Genomic DNA, 15,568 nt, shown 5'->3' with positions numbered 1-15,568 from the left:
GAGTCAGTGGTGAGGTGCCTGAATGTTGACGCTCAAGCCTAGCGGTTCGAATCCGGGCGACGGTCGACGAGCCGCGGCGAATCCCTGATGAGGGCCGCGGTGGCCTCGTGCTGCGGGTCCCCGAACACGCGTTCGGCATCGCCCTGCTCGATGATCCGGCCGCTGCGCATGACGGCGATCGTGTCGCTCATGTGCCGTACGACGCCCAGGTCGTGCGAGATCAGCAGCACGGCGAGTCCCCGCTCGCGTTGGAGTTCGTCGAGCAGGTCGAGCACGCGCGCCTGCACGGTGGCGTCGAGCGCGGAGACGGGCTCGTCACAGACGAGCACCTCGGGCGACCCGGCCAGAGCACGGGCGATCGCGACCCGCTGGCGCTGGCCGCCGGAGAGGTCGAGCGGATGCTGCGCGGCGACGCCGGGGGCCAGGTGCACCTGCTCGAGGAGCGCCGTCACCGCGGCATCCGTGGCGTCGGCCCGGGCGGTCGCCAGGGCGTCCCGGATGATGCGACGCACGTTCCAGCGCGGGTCGAACGAGCCGAACGCATCCTGGTACACGGCGCCGAGTCGCGGACGGAGCGGGCGGCGCTCGCGCTCGGGGAGCGTCGACCATGCACCGCCGTCGAAGCGCACCTCTCCGGCGTCAGGCGACGTGAGCCCGAGCACGAGGCGTGCCAGCGTGCTCTTGCCGGATCCGGACTCGCCGACCAGTCCGAGCGTGCGGCCCCGCTCGAGCCGGAACGACGCGTCCTGCACGGCGAGGACGGCCGTCGCCCCGGAGCCGAACGACTTCGAGAGGCCGAGGCCCTCGAGGATGTGCGATGCCGTCGCCTCGGCCGCCGGCCCGGGAACACCTGACCGGTTCGCGGCACTCGGCGCTGCGGCATCCGCCCGGTCGTTCGCGCGCGAGAGCGGCACGCCGCGCGGAACCTCGGTCGGCACGGCCGCGATGAGGGCCCGCGTGATCGGATGCCGCGGCGCGCCGAGGATCTCGGCCGTCGGCCCCTGCTCGACCACCCGTCCGTCGTGCAGCACGACGACGTAGTCGGCGACCCGGGAGACGACGGCGAGGTCGTGGCTGATGAGGAGCACCCCGGTGCCGCGATCGCGGGCGGCCTCGAGCAGGCCCAGGACGCGCGCCTGCACGCCGACGTCGAGCGCCGTCGTGGGTTCGTCGGCGATGAGCAGCGGCGGGTCGAGGGCGAGGGCCGCGGCGATGAGCGCCCGTTGCCGCATGCCGCCGGAGAGCTCGCCCGAGCGCCGATCGATGTTCAGTGCGGGGTGCGGCATGCCGACGAGCTCGAGCAGCTCGAGCGCCCGCGCACGGGCCGCGGCGGGCGGCATCCGCAGGTGGAGTCTCAGCGGGTCGGCGATCTCGCGGCCGATGGTGCGCAGCGGATCGAGCGAGACGAGGGCGTCCTGCAGCACGAGGCCGGCCCGCGCGCCGCGGACCCGACGCCAGTCGCGTTCGCCCGCTCCCCGCAGGTCGGCTCCCGCGACCTCGAGGCGATCGGCTCGCACGAGGGCGCCGCGGCCCGCGAGGCCGAGCAGCGCGCGTGCGGTGACGGACTTGCCCGAGCCCGACTCGCCGACGACCGCCACGCAGCGGCCGGCCTCGACGGCCAGGTCGATGCCGTGCACCACCTCTCGCCGGTCGCGGCCGTCGCGGAACGACACCGACAGGCCCGCGACGTCGAGCACGAGACCCGGCCTGCGCGCCGGAGCCGGCGCCATCACCGGTTCGCGCGCGCTCATCGTCGGGCTCCGTCCCGCGCCGCGAGGGTGCGGCCGAGCACCGTCGTCGTGATGGTCGTCAGCACGATCATCAGGCCGGGGAACACCGTGAGCCACCACGCCGTCGTGATGTAGATGCGCCCGGCCGACAGCATCGCGCCCCACTCCGCAGCCGGCGGCTGGGCGCCGAGGCCGAGGTAGCTCAGCGCGGAGGCCCACACGACCGCCTGCCCGATGCCGAGCGTGGCGAGCACCACGAGCGGCGCGAGCGCGTTCGGCAGGATGTGCCGCACGAGCACCCGTGCCTGGCCGTGCCCCAGCACCCGGGCCGCCTCGACGTACGACGAGGTGCGCACGCGCACGAGTTCGCCGCGGATGATGCGGGCGTAGCCCGGAGCCGTCGACAGCCCGACGGCGATCGTCGCGGTGACCGGGCCCGGACCCCACAGCACGATGATCAGCAGCGCCAGGAGGATGCCTGGGAAGGCGAAGAGCACCTCGTTGACGCGGCCGACCACGAAGTCGAGCGCCCGCCCGCCGAGGCCAGCGAGCCCGCCGAGCACGAGTCCGAGCGCGAGGCCGATCGCGGTCGCGCTGACCCCGATGAGGAGCGACGCCGCGGTGCCCTCGACGACCCGGCTGTAGACGTCGCGACCCGACTCGTCGGTACCGAACCAGTGGGCCGAGGACGGCGGTGCGAAGGCGTCGCGCGGCGCGATGGCGTCGGGGTCGTACGTCTGGAGCACGGCCGGCCAGAACGTCGCGACGACGAGCCAGGCGACGAATGCCAGGGCGACGAGCGTTCCGATGCGTGGCGGGCGCGGAAGCGATCGCCCCGAGACCGCGCGGTTCGAGAGTTCGAGATCGCTCATGCGGACTCCTCGCGTGCCATGCGGGGGTCGGCGAGCCGGGAGACGACGTCGGTCGCGATCGTCATGAGCACGTAGACCAGCGCGACCACCAGGACGACGCCCACCACGACGGGCACGTCGCGGAGCTCGGTCGCCCGGAGCAGCGTGCGGCCGAGGCCGGGCCTGGCGAAGATCGTCTCGACGACGACTGCGCCCGAGATCAGATAGCCGACCGCCCAGCCCGACAGGTTGATCGCCGGCAGGGCCGCATGCCGCAACGCGTGCCGGAGCCGCACGCCCGCCGCCGTCTCGCCGCGCGCCGCCGCGGAGACGGCGAAGGGCTGCTCGAGCGCCTGCAGCATCTGCTCGCGCATGATCTGGGCGAGGAAGCCGGCGAGCGGCACCGCGAGCGTGATCACCGGCAGCACGAGACCCGACACGGCGTCGTTGGACACCGGCGGCAGCCAGCCGAGCGTCGTCGAGAACACGGCGATGAGGACGGTCGCCAGCCAGAAGTGGGGGAGGGCCGCCGCCGTGAGCTCGAGGCCGCCGGCGATCGCACGCCCCACCCGGCCCGCGGACGTCGACCAGAGCGCGAGCCCGACCGCCAGCACCCATGCGACGAGGAGCGCGAGGCCCGCGAGGGCGAGTGTTCCGAGCAGCTGCCCGCCGATGAGCGCCGCGACGGGCGTCTTCAGGTCGTAGGAGTCGCCGAGGTCGCCGGTCAGCAGTCGCCCGAGCATCGCGACGTACTGCACGACGAGCGGCTGGTCGAGGCCGTAGTCGGCGCGCACCTGGTCGAGGGCCTTCTGCGACGCCTGCGAGCCGGGTCCGCCGAGGATCGCCTGCGCCGGATCGCCCGGCACGAGGTGGATCGCGAAGAAGGTCAGCGTGGCGACGGCCCACAGCACGAACACCGCTCCGGCGAGTCGCAGTGCGACCCGCCGGAGGACGCGGCTTCGTGGCATCCGCTCAGTCTGCCAGCCAGGCGTCGGCGAAGGTCGGCGTCGACACCGTCGGCATGGCGCGCGCGCCCTGCAGCTTCGGCGAGTGGAGGAAGTGGTTCTGCTGGTCGTAGAGCGGCAGGGCGTAGAAGCCGCCGAGGATGATCTGCTGCGCCTGCTCGTAGAGCGACGCCCGCTCGTCGGCGTCGGACTCGGATGCCGCGCCCGTCAGCAGCGCGTCGAGATCGGGGTCGTCGAGCTGTGCGAGGTTCGCGAAGTATCCGCTCGGCGCGGGCGTGATGCTGTCGGAGTGGTAGAGGATGCGCAGCACGTCGGGCCCGACCTTGGTGTACGGGGCGCTCACGAGCTCGTACTCGTGCGCGGCGAGCGCGCCGTACCAGCTCGAGAGGTCGACCGGCTCGAGCTGCACGTCGAACCCGGCCTGCTTGGCGGTGGCCTGCACCTGCTCGAAGAGCGACTGCTCGGCGGGGATGGACTGGTTCGTCGACACCGGGAAGCGCAGCGTGAGCGGCACGCCGTCCTTCTGGCGGATGCCGCTGCTGTCGCGTTCGGTCCACCCGGCGTCGTCGAGCAGTGCGTTCGCCGCATCGAGGTCGGTGCCGAACAGCGAGTCGTCGGAGTACGCGACCGGCTCGACGCTGGAGAGCACCGAGTACGAGCGATCGGCGGTGCCGAAGAAGAGCGAGTCGATGCCGTCGTTCACGTCGGCGGCACGGATGAACGCCTCGCGCACTCGGACGTCGTCGAACGGCGCCTGGCCGGAGTTCAGCTCGATGCGGTTGGCCGCCCCGGGGCGAGGGGCGTCGATCTCGACGAGGGTGCCGGACTTCTCGGCCTGGTCGAGCGTGTCGGGCTGGGCGTTGTCGATGATGTCGACCTCGCCGGCCTGCAGCGCCGCGTAGCGCGAGGCCGAGTCGGGGATGAAGCGCCATTCGATGCCGTCGAGGTAGGCGGCGCCTTCGTGCGCGCGATCGGCGGGGCCGCTGACGTAGTCGTCGTTGCGCACGAGCGACACGTGGTCTTGCGGCACCCACTCGTCGACGATGAACGGGCCGGTGCCGACCGGCGCGAGGCAGTTCTCGTCCATGCCGCGGGCGATGCCGGCGGGCGACTCGATCGCCGTCCACGGCTGGGACAGGGACTCGAGGAGCGCGCTGTCGGGCACGCTGAGGTGGAAGCGCGCGACCGTGTCGCTCACGACCTCGACCGAGGCGACCTTGCCGAGCGCGAGGTAGCCGGTCGAGGACTGCGTGTCGGGGTCCTGGAGGTGCTCGACGTTGACCTTGACGGCCTCGGCGTCGAACGGCGTGCCGTCGGTGAAGGTCACGTCGTCGCGGAGCGTGAAGTCCCACGTGAGTCCGTCGTCGCTCGTCGTCCACTCGGTGGCGAGCCAGGGGATGACCTGCCGGGACTCGTCGAGGGAGACGAGCGATTCGAGGAACTGACCAGCGATCAGCGCCTGCGGGTAGTTGCCGCCCACGTGCGGGTCGAGGCAGCTCGGTTCGGCGTCGCCGGACGCGTAGACCAGCGTGCCGCCCGTCACCGGGTCGCCGGATGCCTCGGGCGCGTCGGCCGCCGGCGTGCAGCCCGCGAGCAGGAGGGCGCTCGCCGCCGCGAGCGCGGCGATGGGGAGGGGGCGGATGATGCGACGCGACGTCATGCGGGCGTGCTCCTCTTGCGTGGGATCGGGGGGAGGCGGACGAGGTTTTCGTACTCAGTCCATAATGAGTCTATGACGGAATCCGACGGTCGCGGCACCACGGCATCGAGCGAGGCCTCGCGCGCCCGCGGCGGACGGCCCCGCGCGTCCTCGAGGCGCACCCTCGAGGACGCCGCGAGCGAGCTCTTCCTCGAGCAGGGCTACGCCCAGACGACCATCGACCACATCGCGCAGCGCGCCGGCGTCGGCCGCAACACGTTCTTCAACTACTTCGCCGCGAAGTCCGACCTGCTCTGGCTCGACGCCGACGAGACCCTCGCCGCCCTGCCGACGATCCTCGAGGACGCCCCCGAGACGAGCAGGCCATCGGCCGCGCTCGAGCACGCCCTCGTCGCGCTCGCCGCGCGGCATCCGCATCGCGCCGTCCCGATCGCGCTCAGCCAGCGCGAGCCGATGGCCACGCACGACGAGTTCCTCGCGGCCGGCCTCGGGCGGTTCCTCCGCGTCGCCCGCGCGCTCTCGGACTTCCTCGCGCAGCGGGCGCCCGGCGTCGACGGGGCGCTCGTCCGGGCCGCCGCCAACGCGTCGACCGCGGCCGCGGCGACCGGCGCCGGTGCGTGGGCCATGGCCGGCGTCGAACGAGGCGACCTGGCCGACGAGGTCCGTCGTGCGGTCGCCCCGGTCTGCCGCGGATTCGCGCCGGTCCTCGACGCGCCCGGGCGGTGAGCACGGCCGCCATCGGCCGACGGCTCCGGCCGGACTCGGGCGCGCACGACGCGTTCGAGCGGTCGTGACGCGTACAATCGAGGCAACGACGTCGATCCGGCCATCACCGGGGAGTCTTCGGAAGAACGCGAACGGATGCCCTGGCCGCCGCTCGTCAGTAGAACCGAACGGGCCGGCCCGTCATCGCCGTGCAAGAGGGGTCGCGCTCGGCGCGGCAAGCGAGGTGGTACCGCGGCGGCGGCTCGAAGAGCTCCGGCGTCCTCGCGGAAGCATTCGTTGATCGAAGGAGCCCGCGTGTACCCGCGCACCCCCGACGAGCACGGCGTCGCGCCGTCGCCAGACTTCCCCGCAGGCGAGCAGCAGGTCCTCGCCTACTGGAACGCCGACGGAACCTTCCAGGCGTCGATCGACCAGCGCGAGGGATCGCCCGAATGGGTGTTCTACGACGGCCCGCCGTTCGCCAACGGCCTGCCGCACTACGGGCACCTGCTCACGGGGTACGCGAAAGACGTCTTCCCGCGCTTCCAGACGATGCGCGGCAAGCAGGTGCACCGCCGGTTCGGCTGGGACACGCACGGCCTGCCGGCCGAGCTCGAGGCCGAGCGCCAGCTCGGCATCACCGACAAGTCCCAGATCGAGGAGATGGGCATCGCCGCCTTCAACGAGGCCGCACGCTCGTCGGTGCTCCGCTACACCAAGGAGTGGCAGGAGTACGTCACCCGCATGGCGCGCTGGGTCGACTTCGAGAACGACTACAAGACGCTGGACACCACCTTCATGGAGTCGGTGATCTGGGCGTTCAAGCAGCTGCACGAGAAGGGCCTCGCGTACGAGGGCCACCGCGTGCTGCCGTACTGCTGGCGCGACCAGACACCGCTGTCCAACCACGAGCTGCGCATGGACGACGACGTCTACAAGATGCGCCAGGACCAGACCGTCACGGTGACCTTCCCGCTCACCGGCGCGAAGGCGGAGTCCCTCGGTCTCACGGCCGTGCGCGCCCTCGCCTGGACGACGACGCCGTGGACGCTTCCCACGAACTTCGCGCTCGCGGTCGGCCCCGACATCGAGTACGCGGTCGTGCCCGCCGGCCCGAACGGCACCCCCGACGCGACCGTGCTGCGCGAGCGGGCCGGCGGCGCGGCATCCGACACCGAGGTGCTGGGCGGCGAGTACCTGATCGCGATCGACCTGCTCGGCGGCTACGCGAAGGACCTCGGATACGACTCGGCCGACGACGCCCGCGCGGCAGTCTCGCGCACGGTGCGCGGCGCCGAACTCGAGGGCGTCACCTACGACCGGCTCTTCGACTACTACGCCGACGTCGAGGCGTACGGCGTGCAGAACGCCTGGCAGATCCTCGTCGCCGACTACGTCACCACCGAGGACGGCACGGGCATCGTGCACCAGGCCCCCGCCTACGGCGAGGAGGACCAGAAGGTCGGCGAGGCGGCCGGCATCCCGGTGATCCTCTCGCTCGACGACGGCGGTCGCTTCAAGCCCGAGGTGACGGATGTCGCGGGCCAGCTGTGGAGCGACGCGAACAGGCCGCTCACCCAACTGCTGAAGGCCGAGGGCCGCCTCATCCGGCAGGCGAGCTACGAGCACTCGTACCCGCACTGCTGGCGCTGCCGCAACCCGCTGATCTACAAGGCCGTCTCGAGCTGGTTCATCCGCGTGCCCGAGTTCCGCGACCGCATGGGCGAGCTCAACCAGGACATCTCGTGGGTGCCTGAGAACGTCAAGGACGGGCAGTTCGGCAAGTGGGTGGCCGGTGCGCGCGACTGGTCGGTCAGCCGCAACCGGTACTTCGGCTCGCCGATCCCGGTCTGGAAGAGCGACGACCCCGAGTACCCCCGTGTCGACGTCTATGGGTCCCTCGAGGACCTCGAGCGCGACTTCGGCCGCCTGCCGCTGAACGGGGCAGGGGAGCCCGACCTGCACCGGCCGTACATCGACGACCTGACGCGACCGAACCCCGACGACCCCACCGGCAAGAGCACGATGCGGCGCATCCCCGACGTGCTCGACGTGTGGTTCGACTCCGGGTCTATGCCGTTCGCACAGGTGCACTACCCGTTCGAGAACCGCGAGTGGTTCGACACGCACCACCCCGCCGACTTCATCGTCGAGTACATCGGGCAGACCCGCGGATGGTTCTACGTGATGCACGTGCTCTCCACGGCGCTGTTCGACCGCCCCGCGTACAAGAACGTCATCAGCCACGGCATCGTGCTCGGCAACGACGGCCAGAAGATGTCCAAGTCGCTGCGCAACTACCCCGACGTGTCCGAGGTCTTCGACCGCGACGGCGCCGACGCCATGCGCTGGTTCCTCATGGCGAGCCCGGTGCTGCGCGGCGGCAACCTCGTCGTCACCGAGGAGGGCATCCGCGAGGGCGTGCGACAGGTCATGCTGCCGCTCTGGAGCACGTGGTACTTCTTCTCGCTCTACGCCAACACGGCACGCGAGGGCGGCTACGAGGCATCCGCACGCACCGACTCCACCGACGTGCTCGACCGGTACCTCTTCGCCAAGCTGCGCGACCTCGTGACGGCCGTCACCGACGACCTGGAGCACCTCGACTCGACCATGGCCGCGGCCAAGCTCCGCGACTTCGCCGACGTGCTCACCAATTGGTACGTGCGTCGATCCCGCGACCGGTTCTGGGCGGGCGTCGCCGACGACGGCGCCGGCAGCGAGGCGTTCGACACGCTGTTCACGGTGCTCGAGACGTTCACGCGGCTCGCGGCCCCGCTGCTGCCGCTCACGACCGAGCAGGTCTGGCGCGGACTCACCGGCGGTCGCAGCGTGCACCTGGTCGACTGGCCGGACGCCTCGCAGTTCCCCGCCGACGAGCCGCTCGTCGCCGCCATGGACGCCGTGCGCGAGATCAGCGGCTCGGTGCTCGCGCTCCGCAAGCAGGCCGGCCGACGCGTGCGCCTGCCGCTCGCCTCCCTCACGGTCGTGACGACCGGCGCCGCGGCCCTCGCGGCGTTCGAGGGCATCCTCCGCGACGAGCTCAACGTCAAGACCGTCGACCTGGTCGAGCTCGACGCCGCCAGCGCCGAGACGTACGGCGTCACCAAGCGCCTCAGCGTCAACGCCCGTGCGGCCGGCCCGCGCCTCGGCAAGACCGTGCAGCAGGCCATCCAGGCCGCTCGCTCGGGCGACTGGACCCTCGACGGCGACACGGTCGTCGCGGGCGGCATCGCCCTCGAGGCGGGCGAGTACGACCTCGTGCTCGAGGCCGGGGGAGCCGGCGGAGGGTCCCGCGCCCTCGCCCTGCTCGCCGACGGCGGCTTCGCGATCCTCGACACCGAGACCACGCCCGAGCTCGAGGCCGAGGGCATCGCCCGCGACGTCGTCCGGGCCGTGCAGGAGGCCCGCAAGGGCGCCGGGCTCGAGGTCGGCGACCGTATCGCGCTGACGCTGACGCTCGACGCGGCCTCCCAGGCGGCCGTCGAGGCGCATCGCGAGCTCATCACGGGCGAGACGCTGGCGACCTCGCTCGAGGTTCGCGAGCTCGACGCCGTGACCTCGTCGGCGACCCAGCCGCTCGCCGGCGGAACCCGTGTGCACATCGGATTGGAGCAGGCATGACCGACGCCCCCGGCGCAGGACCCGACGATTTCGACGAGGCCGAGGCCGAGGCCCGTGATGCGGCCGACGAGGTCTACGCGACCCTCGTCGCCCGCGTCGGCGAGGGCTCGCCGCGCCCACGGCTCGCGCCCACCAGACGCGCCGTGGAACTCCTCGGCGACCCGCATCACTCCGCCCCGGTGATCCACCTCACCGGCACGAACGGCAAGACGTCGACGAGCCGCATGATCGAGAGCCTGCTCCGCGCCTCCGGCCTGCGGACGGGCCTGCTCACGAGCCCGCACCTCGAGCGCTTCACCGAGCGCATCCGCATCGACGGCGCGTCGATCAGCGACGAGGCGATCGCCCGCAACTGGCTCGAGATCGAACCGTTCATCGCGATCGTCGACGCCGAGCTCGAAGGCGCCGGTGAGGCACCGCTGACCTTCTTCGAGGTCTTCACGGCACTCGCCTTCGCGTGCTTCGCCGATGCCCCCGTCGACGTCATGGTGCTCGAGGTCGGCATGGGCGGCGAGTGGGACTCGACGAACGTCGCCGACGGCCAGGTCGCGGTGATCACGCCGATCGACCTCGACCACCAGAGCCGCCTCGGCAACGACATCGTCGAGATCGCGCGCACGAAGTCGGGCATCATCAAGCCCGCGGCATCCGTCGTCTCCGCACATCAGCAGGATGCGGTGCTGCAGGTCCTCGAGAACGCCGCAGACCTCACCGAGTCGACCCTCGCGGTCGAGGACGACGCCTTCGCCGTGCTCGCAACGAAGGTCGCCGTCGGCGGCCAACTCGTCTCGATCCGCGGCCTCGCCGGCGAGTACCACGACATCGCCCTGCCGCTGTTCGGCAGCCACCAGGCGCAGAACGCGGCCGTGGCGGTCGCCGCGGTCGAGGCGTTCATCGGAGCGGGCAGCGTGCGACTGGCCGACGAGGTCGTCGAGCAGGGGCTCGGCACGGTCACCTCGCCCGGGCGCCTGCAGATCATCGCCGCCGAGCCCACGGTGCTCGTCGACGCGGCCCACAACCCGCACGGCGCGCGTTCGCTGGTCGTCGCGCTCGGCGAGGCGTTCGACTTCGACGAGGTCGCCATCGTGCTCGGCGTCCTCGGCGACAAGGATGCCGCGGGCATCGTCGACGCCCTCCTCGACCTCGACGCGCGCTACGTGGTCACCGTCCCCGACTCCGACCGCGCGACGGATGCCGCCGAGCTCGCGGAGCTCGTCGCCTCGAAGGTCGGCGGCGACCGGGTCTCCGTCGTCCCGCGCCTCGACGAGGCGCTCGACGAGGCACGGGCGTGGGCGGCCGACGGCGACAAGCGCGCCGTGATCGTCACCGGATCGGTCCTCCTCGCCGGCGAGGCCATCCGCATCGCCGCCGACCGCGGCTGGAGCGCTCGATGAGCGACGCCGACCAGCCCCGGCCTCAGCCCGATACCACCCGGCAGGCGCCGGAACCACGATCGGTCCGGGCGAGCCTCGCCGCCATCCTGCTCGGGTTCGAGCTCATCGTGGTGTTCCTCGGAGCGCTCATGATCTGGGGTCTCACACCCGAGGACGGCGGGCCGTTCGGGCTCCCGCGATGGGCGCCGCTCGTCGTCGGCGGCGCCGTCATCGTGCTCATGATCGCGACGATCGGGCTGCTCCGATTCCGCTGGGCGTACGCGCTCGGCTGGATCGTGCAGGCGCTCATCGTCGTATCCGGCTTCATCCACCCCGCGATGTTCTTCATCGGGGCCCTCTTCGGCGGCATCTGGGCCTACTGCATGATCGCCGGCGAACGCATCGACCGAGAGAGGGCGGCGGCCGTCGCCGCCCAGCGAAAGGAACAGGAATGACCACCGCAATCGAAGAGACGCTCGTGCTCGTCAAGCCCGACGGCGTCGCCCGCAACCTCACCGGCGAGATCCTGCGCCGCATCGAGGCCAAGGGCTACTCGCTCGTCGACATCCGCCTGGTCCAGGCCGACCGGGAGCTCCTCGCGAAGCACTACGCCGAGCACGAGGGCAAGCCGTTCTACGAGCCGCTCGTCGAGTTCATGGAGTCGGGTCCGGTGGTCGCCATCCGCGTCGCCGGCAACCGCGTGATCGAGGGCTTCCGCTCCCTCGCGGGCACCACCGATCCCACCACCGCGGCGCCCGGCACGATCCGCGGCGACTTCGGTCGCGACTGGGGCCTCAAGGTCCAGCAGAACCTCGTGCACGGCTCCGACTCGGTCGAGTCCGCGGATCGCGAGCTCGCGCTCTGGTTCGCCTGAGTCGCACCCCCACGAACGACGGATGCCGCGTCGACGCAACGTGCGTCGACGCGGCATCCGTCGTTCTGCGGGTCTGCGGGTCAGCGCCAGGCGTTCTGCAGGTCGATCAGGACCCGGGGGATCGCGTTCATCTGGGCCTGCGCCAGCAGGATCACGACGGCGTAGCAGACGACGGTGATGACGGGGATCCATCCGTACCAGGCGGCGGCGAGGTGTCGCACGCGTGCCGATGCGGGAATATGTCCGGACCGCAGGTTGTGCAGCGTCACGATCCAGAAGAGCGGGATGGTGACCGCCCAGGTCAGCATGCACCAGGGGCAGAGCACGTCGAGCACGTACACGCTCTGGTAGATCAGCCAGCCGACGAACACGAGCGCGCCGGTGACGCCCACGTTGAAGCCGATCCAGAACCAGCGCGAGAACGTGGCGCCGGCCAAGAGGGCGACGCCGATGGTGATCACGACGGGCCAGGCCATCATGCCGAGGAACGGATTCGGGAATCCGAAGACCGACCCCTGCCAGGATGCGAGGTTCGTGCTGCACCCCACCAGGACGCCGACATTGCAGTTCGGGACGTGGCTCGGGTCCTCGAGCGTGAGCACCTTCTCGAGCGAGAGTTCGAATGCGGCGAGCAGGCCGAGGGCTCCGAGCACGAGGAGGGTGATGGCCAGTGCGATGGGTTTCGGGCGGGCGGGGGCATCCGACATGTCTCGATTCTGGCATGCCGGATCGGCGGGTTTCCCGCCGATCGTGCGATAATCGAGGAAGTCGACCGGGCCGCGCCCGGATACGACGCCAACGAAGGCTTCACGGATGCACTGCATCCGCATGGGCGGTGAGCACACCGCAAGACGTGGCGACAAGGCAAACCGGCCGGTCGCAGTAGGTGAGAATTGGCGGTCCTGCGTACGCGCAGGTCTGCTCGAGAGAGTACGGAGAGGATGGCGCGGCCATCCCGACCGGCGTAGGAGTGCACCAGAGATGGTGGAAGGCAACGAGCACCAGACGAACCAACCCGATTCGAAAGGCGCGCCCAGGCGGCGCGGCGGCCTCTTCGGCGGCCGGCGCGGTCGAGGGCGAGGCGCGCAGCAGACCCCGCCGGCGCAGGCCGAGCCGGTCGACGTCGCACCCGCCGAGGTGGTGACCGACCAGGTCGCGGCCGATGCGGTCGAGCCCGACGCCGTGACGGATGCCGCGTCGAGCGAGTCCTCCACGCCCGATGCCTCGGCATCGGGCGAGACGTCCGGCGACGAGCACCACGGGCGCCATGTCGCCGCGTCCGGCAACGGAGGCGATGAAGTCGCCGCCGCTCCGGTCTCGCCGATTCCGGCCAACCTCACGACGACCTCGCTGATCTTCCACGCGCCCCCGGTGCTCGTCGTGTCCGACGAGCCGGCACGTCCCGAGCGCGGAGAGCGCGACGGCGGCGACCGCGGCGGTCGGGTCGACCGCGGCGATGAAGAGGCCTCGAGCGTCCGGCGTCGCACCCGCCGCCGGAGCGGCGAGGAGCCGCGCGCCGGTGGCGACCAGCCCGCGAACACGGTCGTCAAGGTGCGCACGCCCCGCGAGCCCGAGCTCATCACCGAGCCGCAGCGCGTCAAGGGCTCGACGCGCCTCGAGGCCAAGAAGCAGCGCCGGCGCGACGGCCGCGACGCGGGACGCCGCCGCACCATCATCACGGAGTCGGAGTTCCTCGCACGACGCGAGTCCGTCGACCGGTCGATGATCGTGCGCGAGAAGGGCGGCCGCATCCAGATCGGCGTGCTCGAGGACGGCGTGCTCGTCGAGCACTACGTCGCGCGCAATCAAGAGGCCTCGCTCATCGGCAACGTCTACCTCGGCCGCGTGCAGAACGTGCTCCCGAGCATGGAGGCGGCGTTCGTCGACATCGGCCGCGGGCGCAACGCCGTGCTCTACTCGGGCGAGGTCGACTGGGACGCCGCCGCCGAGAACGGCGAGAAGAACCAGCCGCGTCGCATCGAGCTCGCTCTGAAGCCCGGCGACCGCGTCCTCGTGCAGGTCACGAAGGACCCCGTCGGCCACAAGGGCGCACGCCTCACGAGCCAGGTCTCGCTCCCGGGCCGTTACCTCGTGTACGTGCCGAACGGGTCGATGAACGGCATCAGCCGCAAGCTGCCCGACACCGAGCGTGCGCGCCTGAAGAAGATCCTCAAGGAGGTGCTCCCCGAGAACCAGGGCGTCATCGTCCGCACCGCGGCCGAGGGCGCCACCGAGGAGCAGTTGACGCTCGACGTCAACCGCCTGATCGCGCAGTGGGCCGACATCTCGACCCAGCTCGAGAAGGTGCAGGCTCCGGCGCTGCTCCACTCCGAGCCCGACCTGCTGATCAAGATCGTCCGCGACGTCTTCAACGAGGACTTCCAGAAGATGATCATCGAGGGCGACGAGGCGCGCGGCACGATCGAGCGCTACCTCCGGGCCGTCGCTCCCGACCTGCTCGAGCGCATCGAGGCCTACGACGGCGATCGCGACTCGTTCGACGAGTTCCGCATCAGTGAGCAGATCGAGAAGGCGCTCGACCGCAAGGTCTTCCTCCCGTCCGGCGGTTCGCTCGTGATCGACCGCACCGAGGCGATGACGGTCGTCGACGTGAACACGGGCAAGTTCGTCGGATCCGGCGGCAACCTCGAGGAGACCGTCACCAAGAACAACCTCGAAGCGGCCGAGGAGATCGTCCGCCAGCTGCGTCTGCGCGACATCGGCGGCATCATCGTGGTCGACTTCATCGACATGGTGCTGGAGTCGAACCGCGACCTCGTGCTGCGTCGACTCATCGAGTGCCTCTCCCGCGACCGCACGAAGCACCAGGTCGCCGAGGTGACCTCGCTCGGACTCGTGCAGATGACCCGCAAGAAGCTCGGGCTCGGCCTGCTCGAGACCTTCAGCGAGCCGTGCGAGGTCTGCGCCGGTCGCGGCATCGTCGTGCACCACGAGCCCGTGCTGAAGCACCGGGCGCCCCAGCAGCCCGAGCGCCGTCGCACCGGGCGCGGCGGCAACGCCTCCGGCGCGACACCGCAGCAACAGCAGCAGCACGTCGTGGCCGAGCCCAAGGCGCACACGGGTACGCACGCGATCACCGAGGACGTCAAGCACGCGCTCGCCCAGATCGCGGCCTCGACCATCCCGCACTCCGAGCACCGCGACGACTCGGCCCCGGCCGTTGCCGACACGGCCGCCGCGTCTGCGGCGGGGGAGAAGCCGGTCGACGAGTCCGGCACCCGCCCCGGTCGCCGTCGCGGCCGAGGCCGTCGCGCCTCGCGCGAGCAGGCCACGACGCCGAGTGCCGAGACCGAGCCGGCCACGACCGACGAGCAGGCGTCGGATGCCGCACCCGTCGCGGTTCCGACGCCCGACGCCGTCGAGGACGCGCCGAACGTCGAGGCGTCCGGCGAGACCGGATCGCCCGAGGTCGAGGCTGGTGCCGAGGCCGAGGCCGAGGCCGAGGCCGAGGAGCAGGCTCCCGTGGAGTCGCCGATCGATGTCGCCGCCATCCTCGACCTCCCGGTCGTGACGGTGCCGCGCACCCGCCCCGAGACCGCGGCCACCGCGGAACTGCTCGACTCCGTGCTCGACGCGCTGCCGGCCCCGAAGAAGGCCGGCGAAGGCCGTTCGCGCAGTCGTCGGGTCTCGACCGCGGCGCTGTCGCCGACGAGCGGCGCACCGGTGATCACCCGCGCCGACGGGTCGGCCACGGGCACCGCCGAGCGCGAGGCATCCGCTACCGACTGAGGCTGATCAGCGAATCGGATCCGGGTCCCGAACGAC

At 71.5% G+C, this 15,568-nt stretch carries 11 protein-coding genes; 6 read left to right on the top strand and 5 right to left on the bottom strand.

The genetic code is table 11. The annotated features are described in order from the left end of the window. Positions 1-38: 38 nt before the first annotated feature. From ACR3IO_RS18105 to ACR3IO_RS18090, 4 genes are read right to left on the bottom strand one after another with little or no spacing between them, the layout of a single operon-like run. A complete protein-coding gene (locus ACR3IO_RS18105) occupies positions 39-1,751 on the bottom strand; it encodes an ATP-binding cassette domain-containing protein (protein WP_434072624.1) in 1,713 nt (570 codons plus the stop codon). Beyond that, entirely contained in the window at positions 1,748-2,602 is an 855-nt protein-coding gene (locus tag ACR3IO_RS18100; protein ID WP_434072623.1) for an ABC transporter permease, read from the bottom strand. The genes ACR3IO_RS18105 and ACR3IO_RS18100 overlap by 4 nt, the downstream gene beginning before the upstream one ends. After that, positions 2,599-3,549, bottom strand: a complete 951-nt coding sequence (locus ACR3IO_RS18095) for an ABC transporter permease (protein WP_434072622.1) — start codon at positions 3,547-3,549, stop codon at positions 2,599-2,601. Before ACR3IO_RS18095 ends, ACR3IO_RS18100 begins: the two co-directional genes overlap by 4 nt. 4 nt (positions 3,550-3,553) lie before the next feature. After that, positions 3,554-5,206 carry an ABC transporter substrate-binding protein gene (locus ACR3IO_RS18090; protein WP_434072621.1) on the bottom strand — a complete coding sequence of 551 codons (1,653 nt, stop codon included), beginning with the start codon at positions 5,204-5,206 and terminating at the stop codon, positions 3,554-3,556. 72 nt (positions 5,207-5,278) lie between these two features. On the opposite strand from ACR3IO_RS18090, the gene ACR3IO_RS18085 reads away from it, so the two are divergent. From ACR3IO_RS18085 to ndk, 5 genes are all read left to right on the top strand, one after another. After that, positions 5,279-5,932 carry a TetR/AcrR family transcriptional regulator gene (locus ACR3IO_RS18085; protein WP_434072620.1) on the top strand — a complete coding sequence of 218 codons (654 nt, stop codon included), beginning with the start codon at positions 5,279-5,281 and terminating at the stop codon, positions 5,930-5,932. A gap of 294 nt (positions 5,933-6,226) precedes the next feature. After that, positions 6,227-9,535 (top strand): isoleucine--tRNA ligase, encoded by a 3,309-nt coding sequence (gene ileS, locus ACR3IO_RS18080; protein ID WP_434072619.1) that lies wholly within the window; start codon positions 6,227-6,229, stop codon positions 9,533-9,535. Next, positions 9,532-10,929: a bifunctional folylpolyglutamate synthase/dihydrofolate synthase gene (locus ACR3IO_RS18075; RefSeq protein WP_434072618.1), complete on the top strand. Its 1,398-nt coding sequence runs from the start codon at positions 9,532-9,534 to the stop codon at positions 10,927-10,929. The genes ileS and ACR3IO_RS18075 overlap by 4 nt, the downstream gene beginning before the upstream one ends. Then, positions 10,926-11,363, top strand: coding sequence for a DUF4233 domain-containing protein (locus tag ACR3IO_RS18070; RefSeq protein WP_434072617.1), 438 nt, complete (start codon positions 10,926-10,928; stop codon positions 11,361-11,363). The genes ACR3IO_RS18075 and ACR3IO_RS18070 overlap by 4 nt, the downstream gene beginning before the upstream one ends. Then, positions 11,360-11,782 (top strand): nucleoside-diphosphate kinase, encoded by a 423-nt coding sequence (gene ndk, locus ACR3IO_RS18065; RefSeq protein WP_157413817.1) that lies wholly within the window; start codon positions 11,360-11,362, stop codon positions 11,780-11,782. Before ACR3IO_RS18070 ends, ndk begins: the two co-directional genes overlap by 4 nt. Before the next feature lie 80 nt (positions 11,783-11,862). Here the strand turns inward: ndk and ACR3IO_RS18060 are convergent, their stop codons facing one another. Further along, on the bottom strand, positions 11,863-12,489 hold the full coding sequence (locus ACR3IO_RS18060) for a vitamin K epoxide reductase family protein (protein WP_434072616.1): 627 nt from the start codon (positions 12,487-12,489) through the stop codon (positions 11,863-11,865). A gap of 274 nt (positions 12,490-12,763) precedes the next feature. Here ACR3IO_RS18060 and ACR3IO_RS18055 point away from each other — a divergent pair, with 274 nt between their 5' ends. Beyond that, on the top strand, positions 12,764-15,532 hold the full coding sequence (locus ACR3IO_RS18055) for an Rne/Rng family ribonuclease (RefSeq protein WP_434072615.1): 2,769 nt from the start codon (positions 12,764-12,766) through the stop codon (positions 15,530-15,532). Positions 15,533-15,568: the final 36 nt, after the last annotated feature.

The organism is Agromyces sp. Marseille-Q5079 (genome assembly GCF_051016555.1).
GTDB lineage: Bacteria > Actinomycetota > Actinomycetes > Actinomycetales > Microbacteriaceae > Agromyces.
This window is presented reverse-complemented; position numbering and strand designations above follow the sequence as displayed.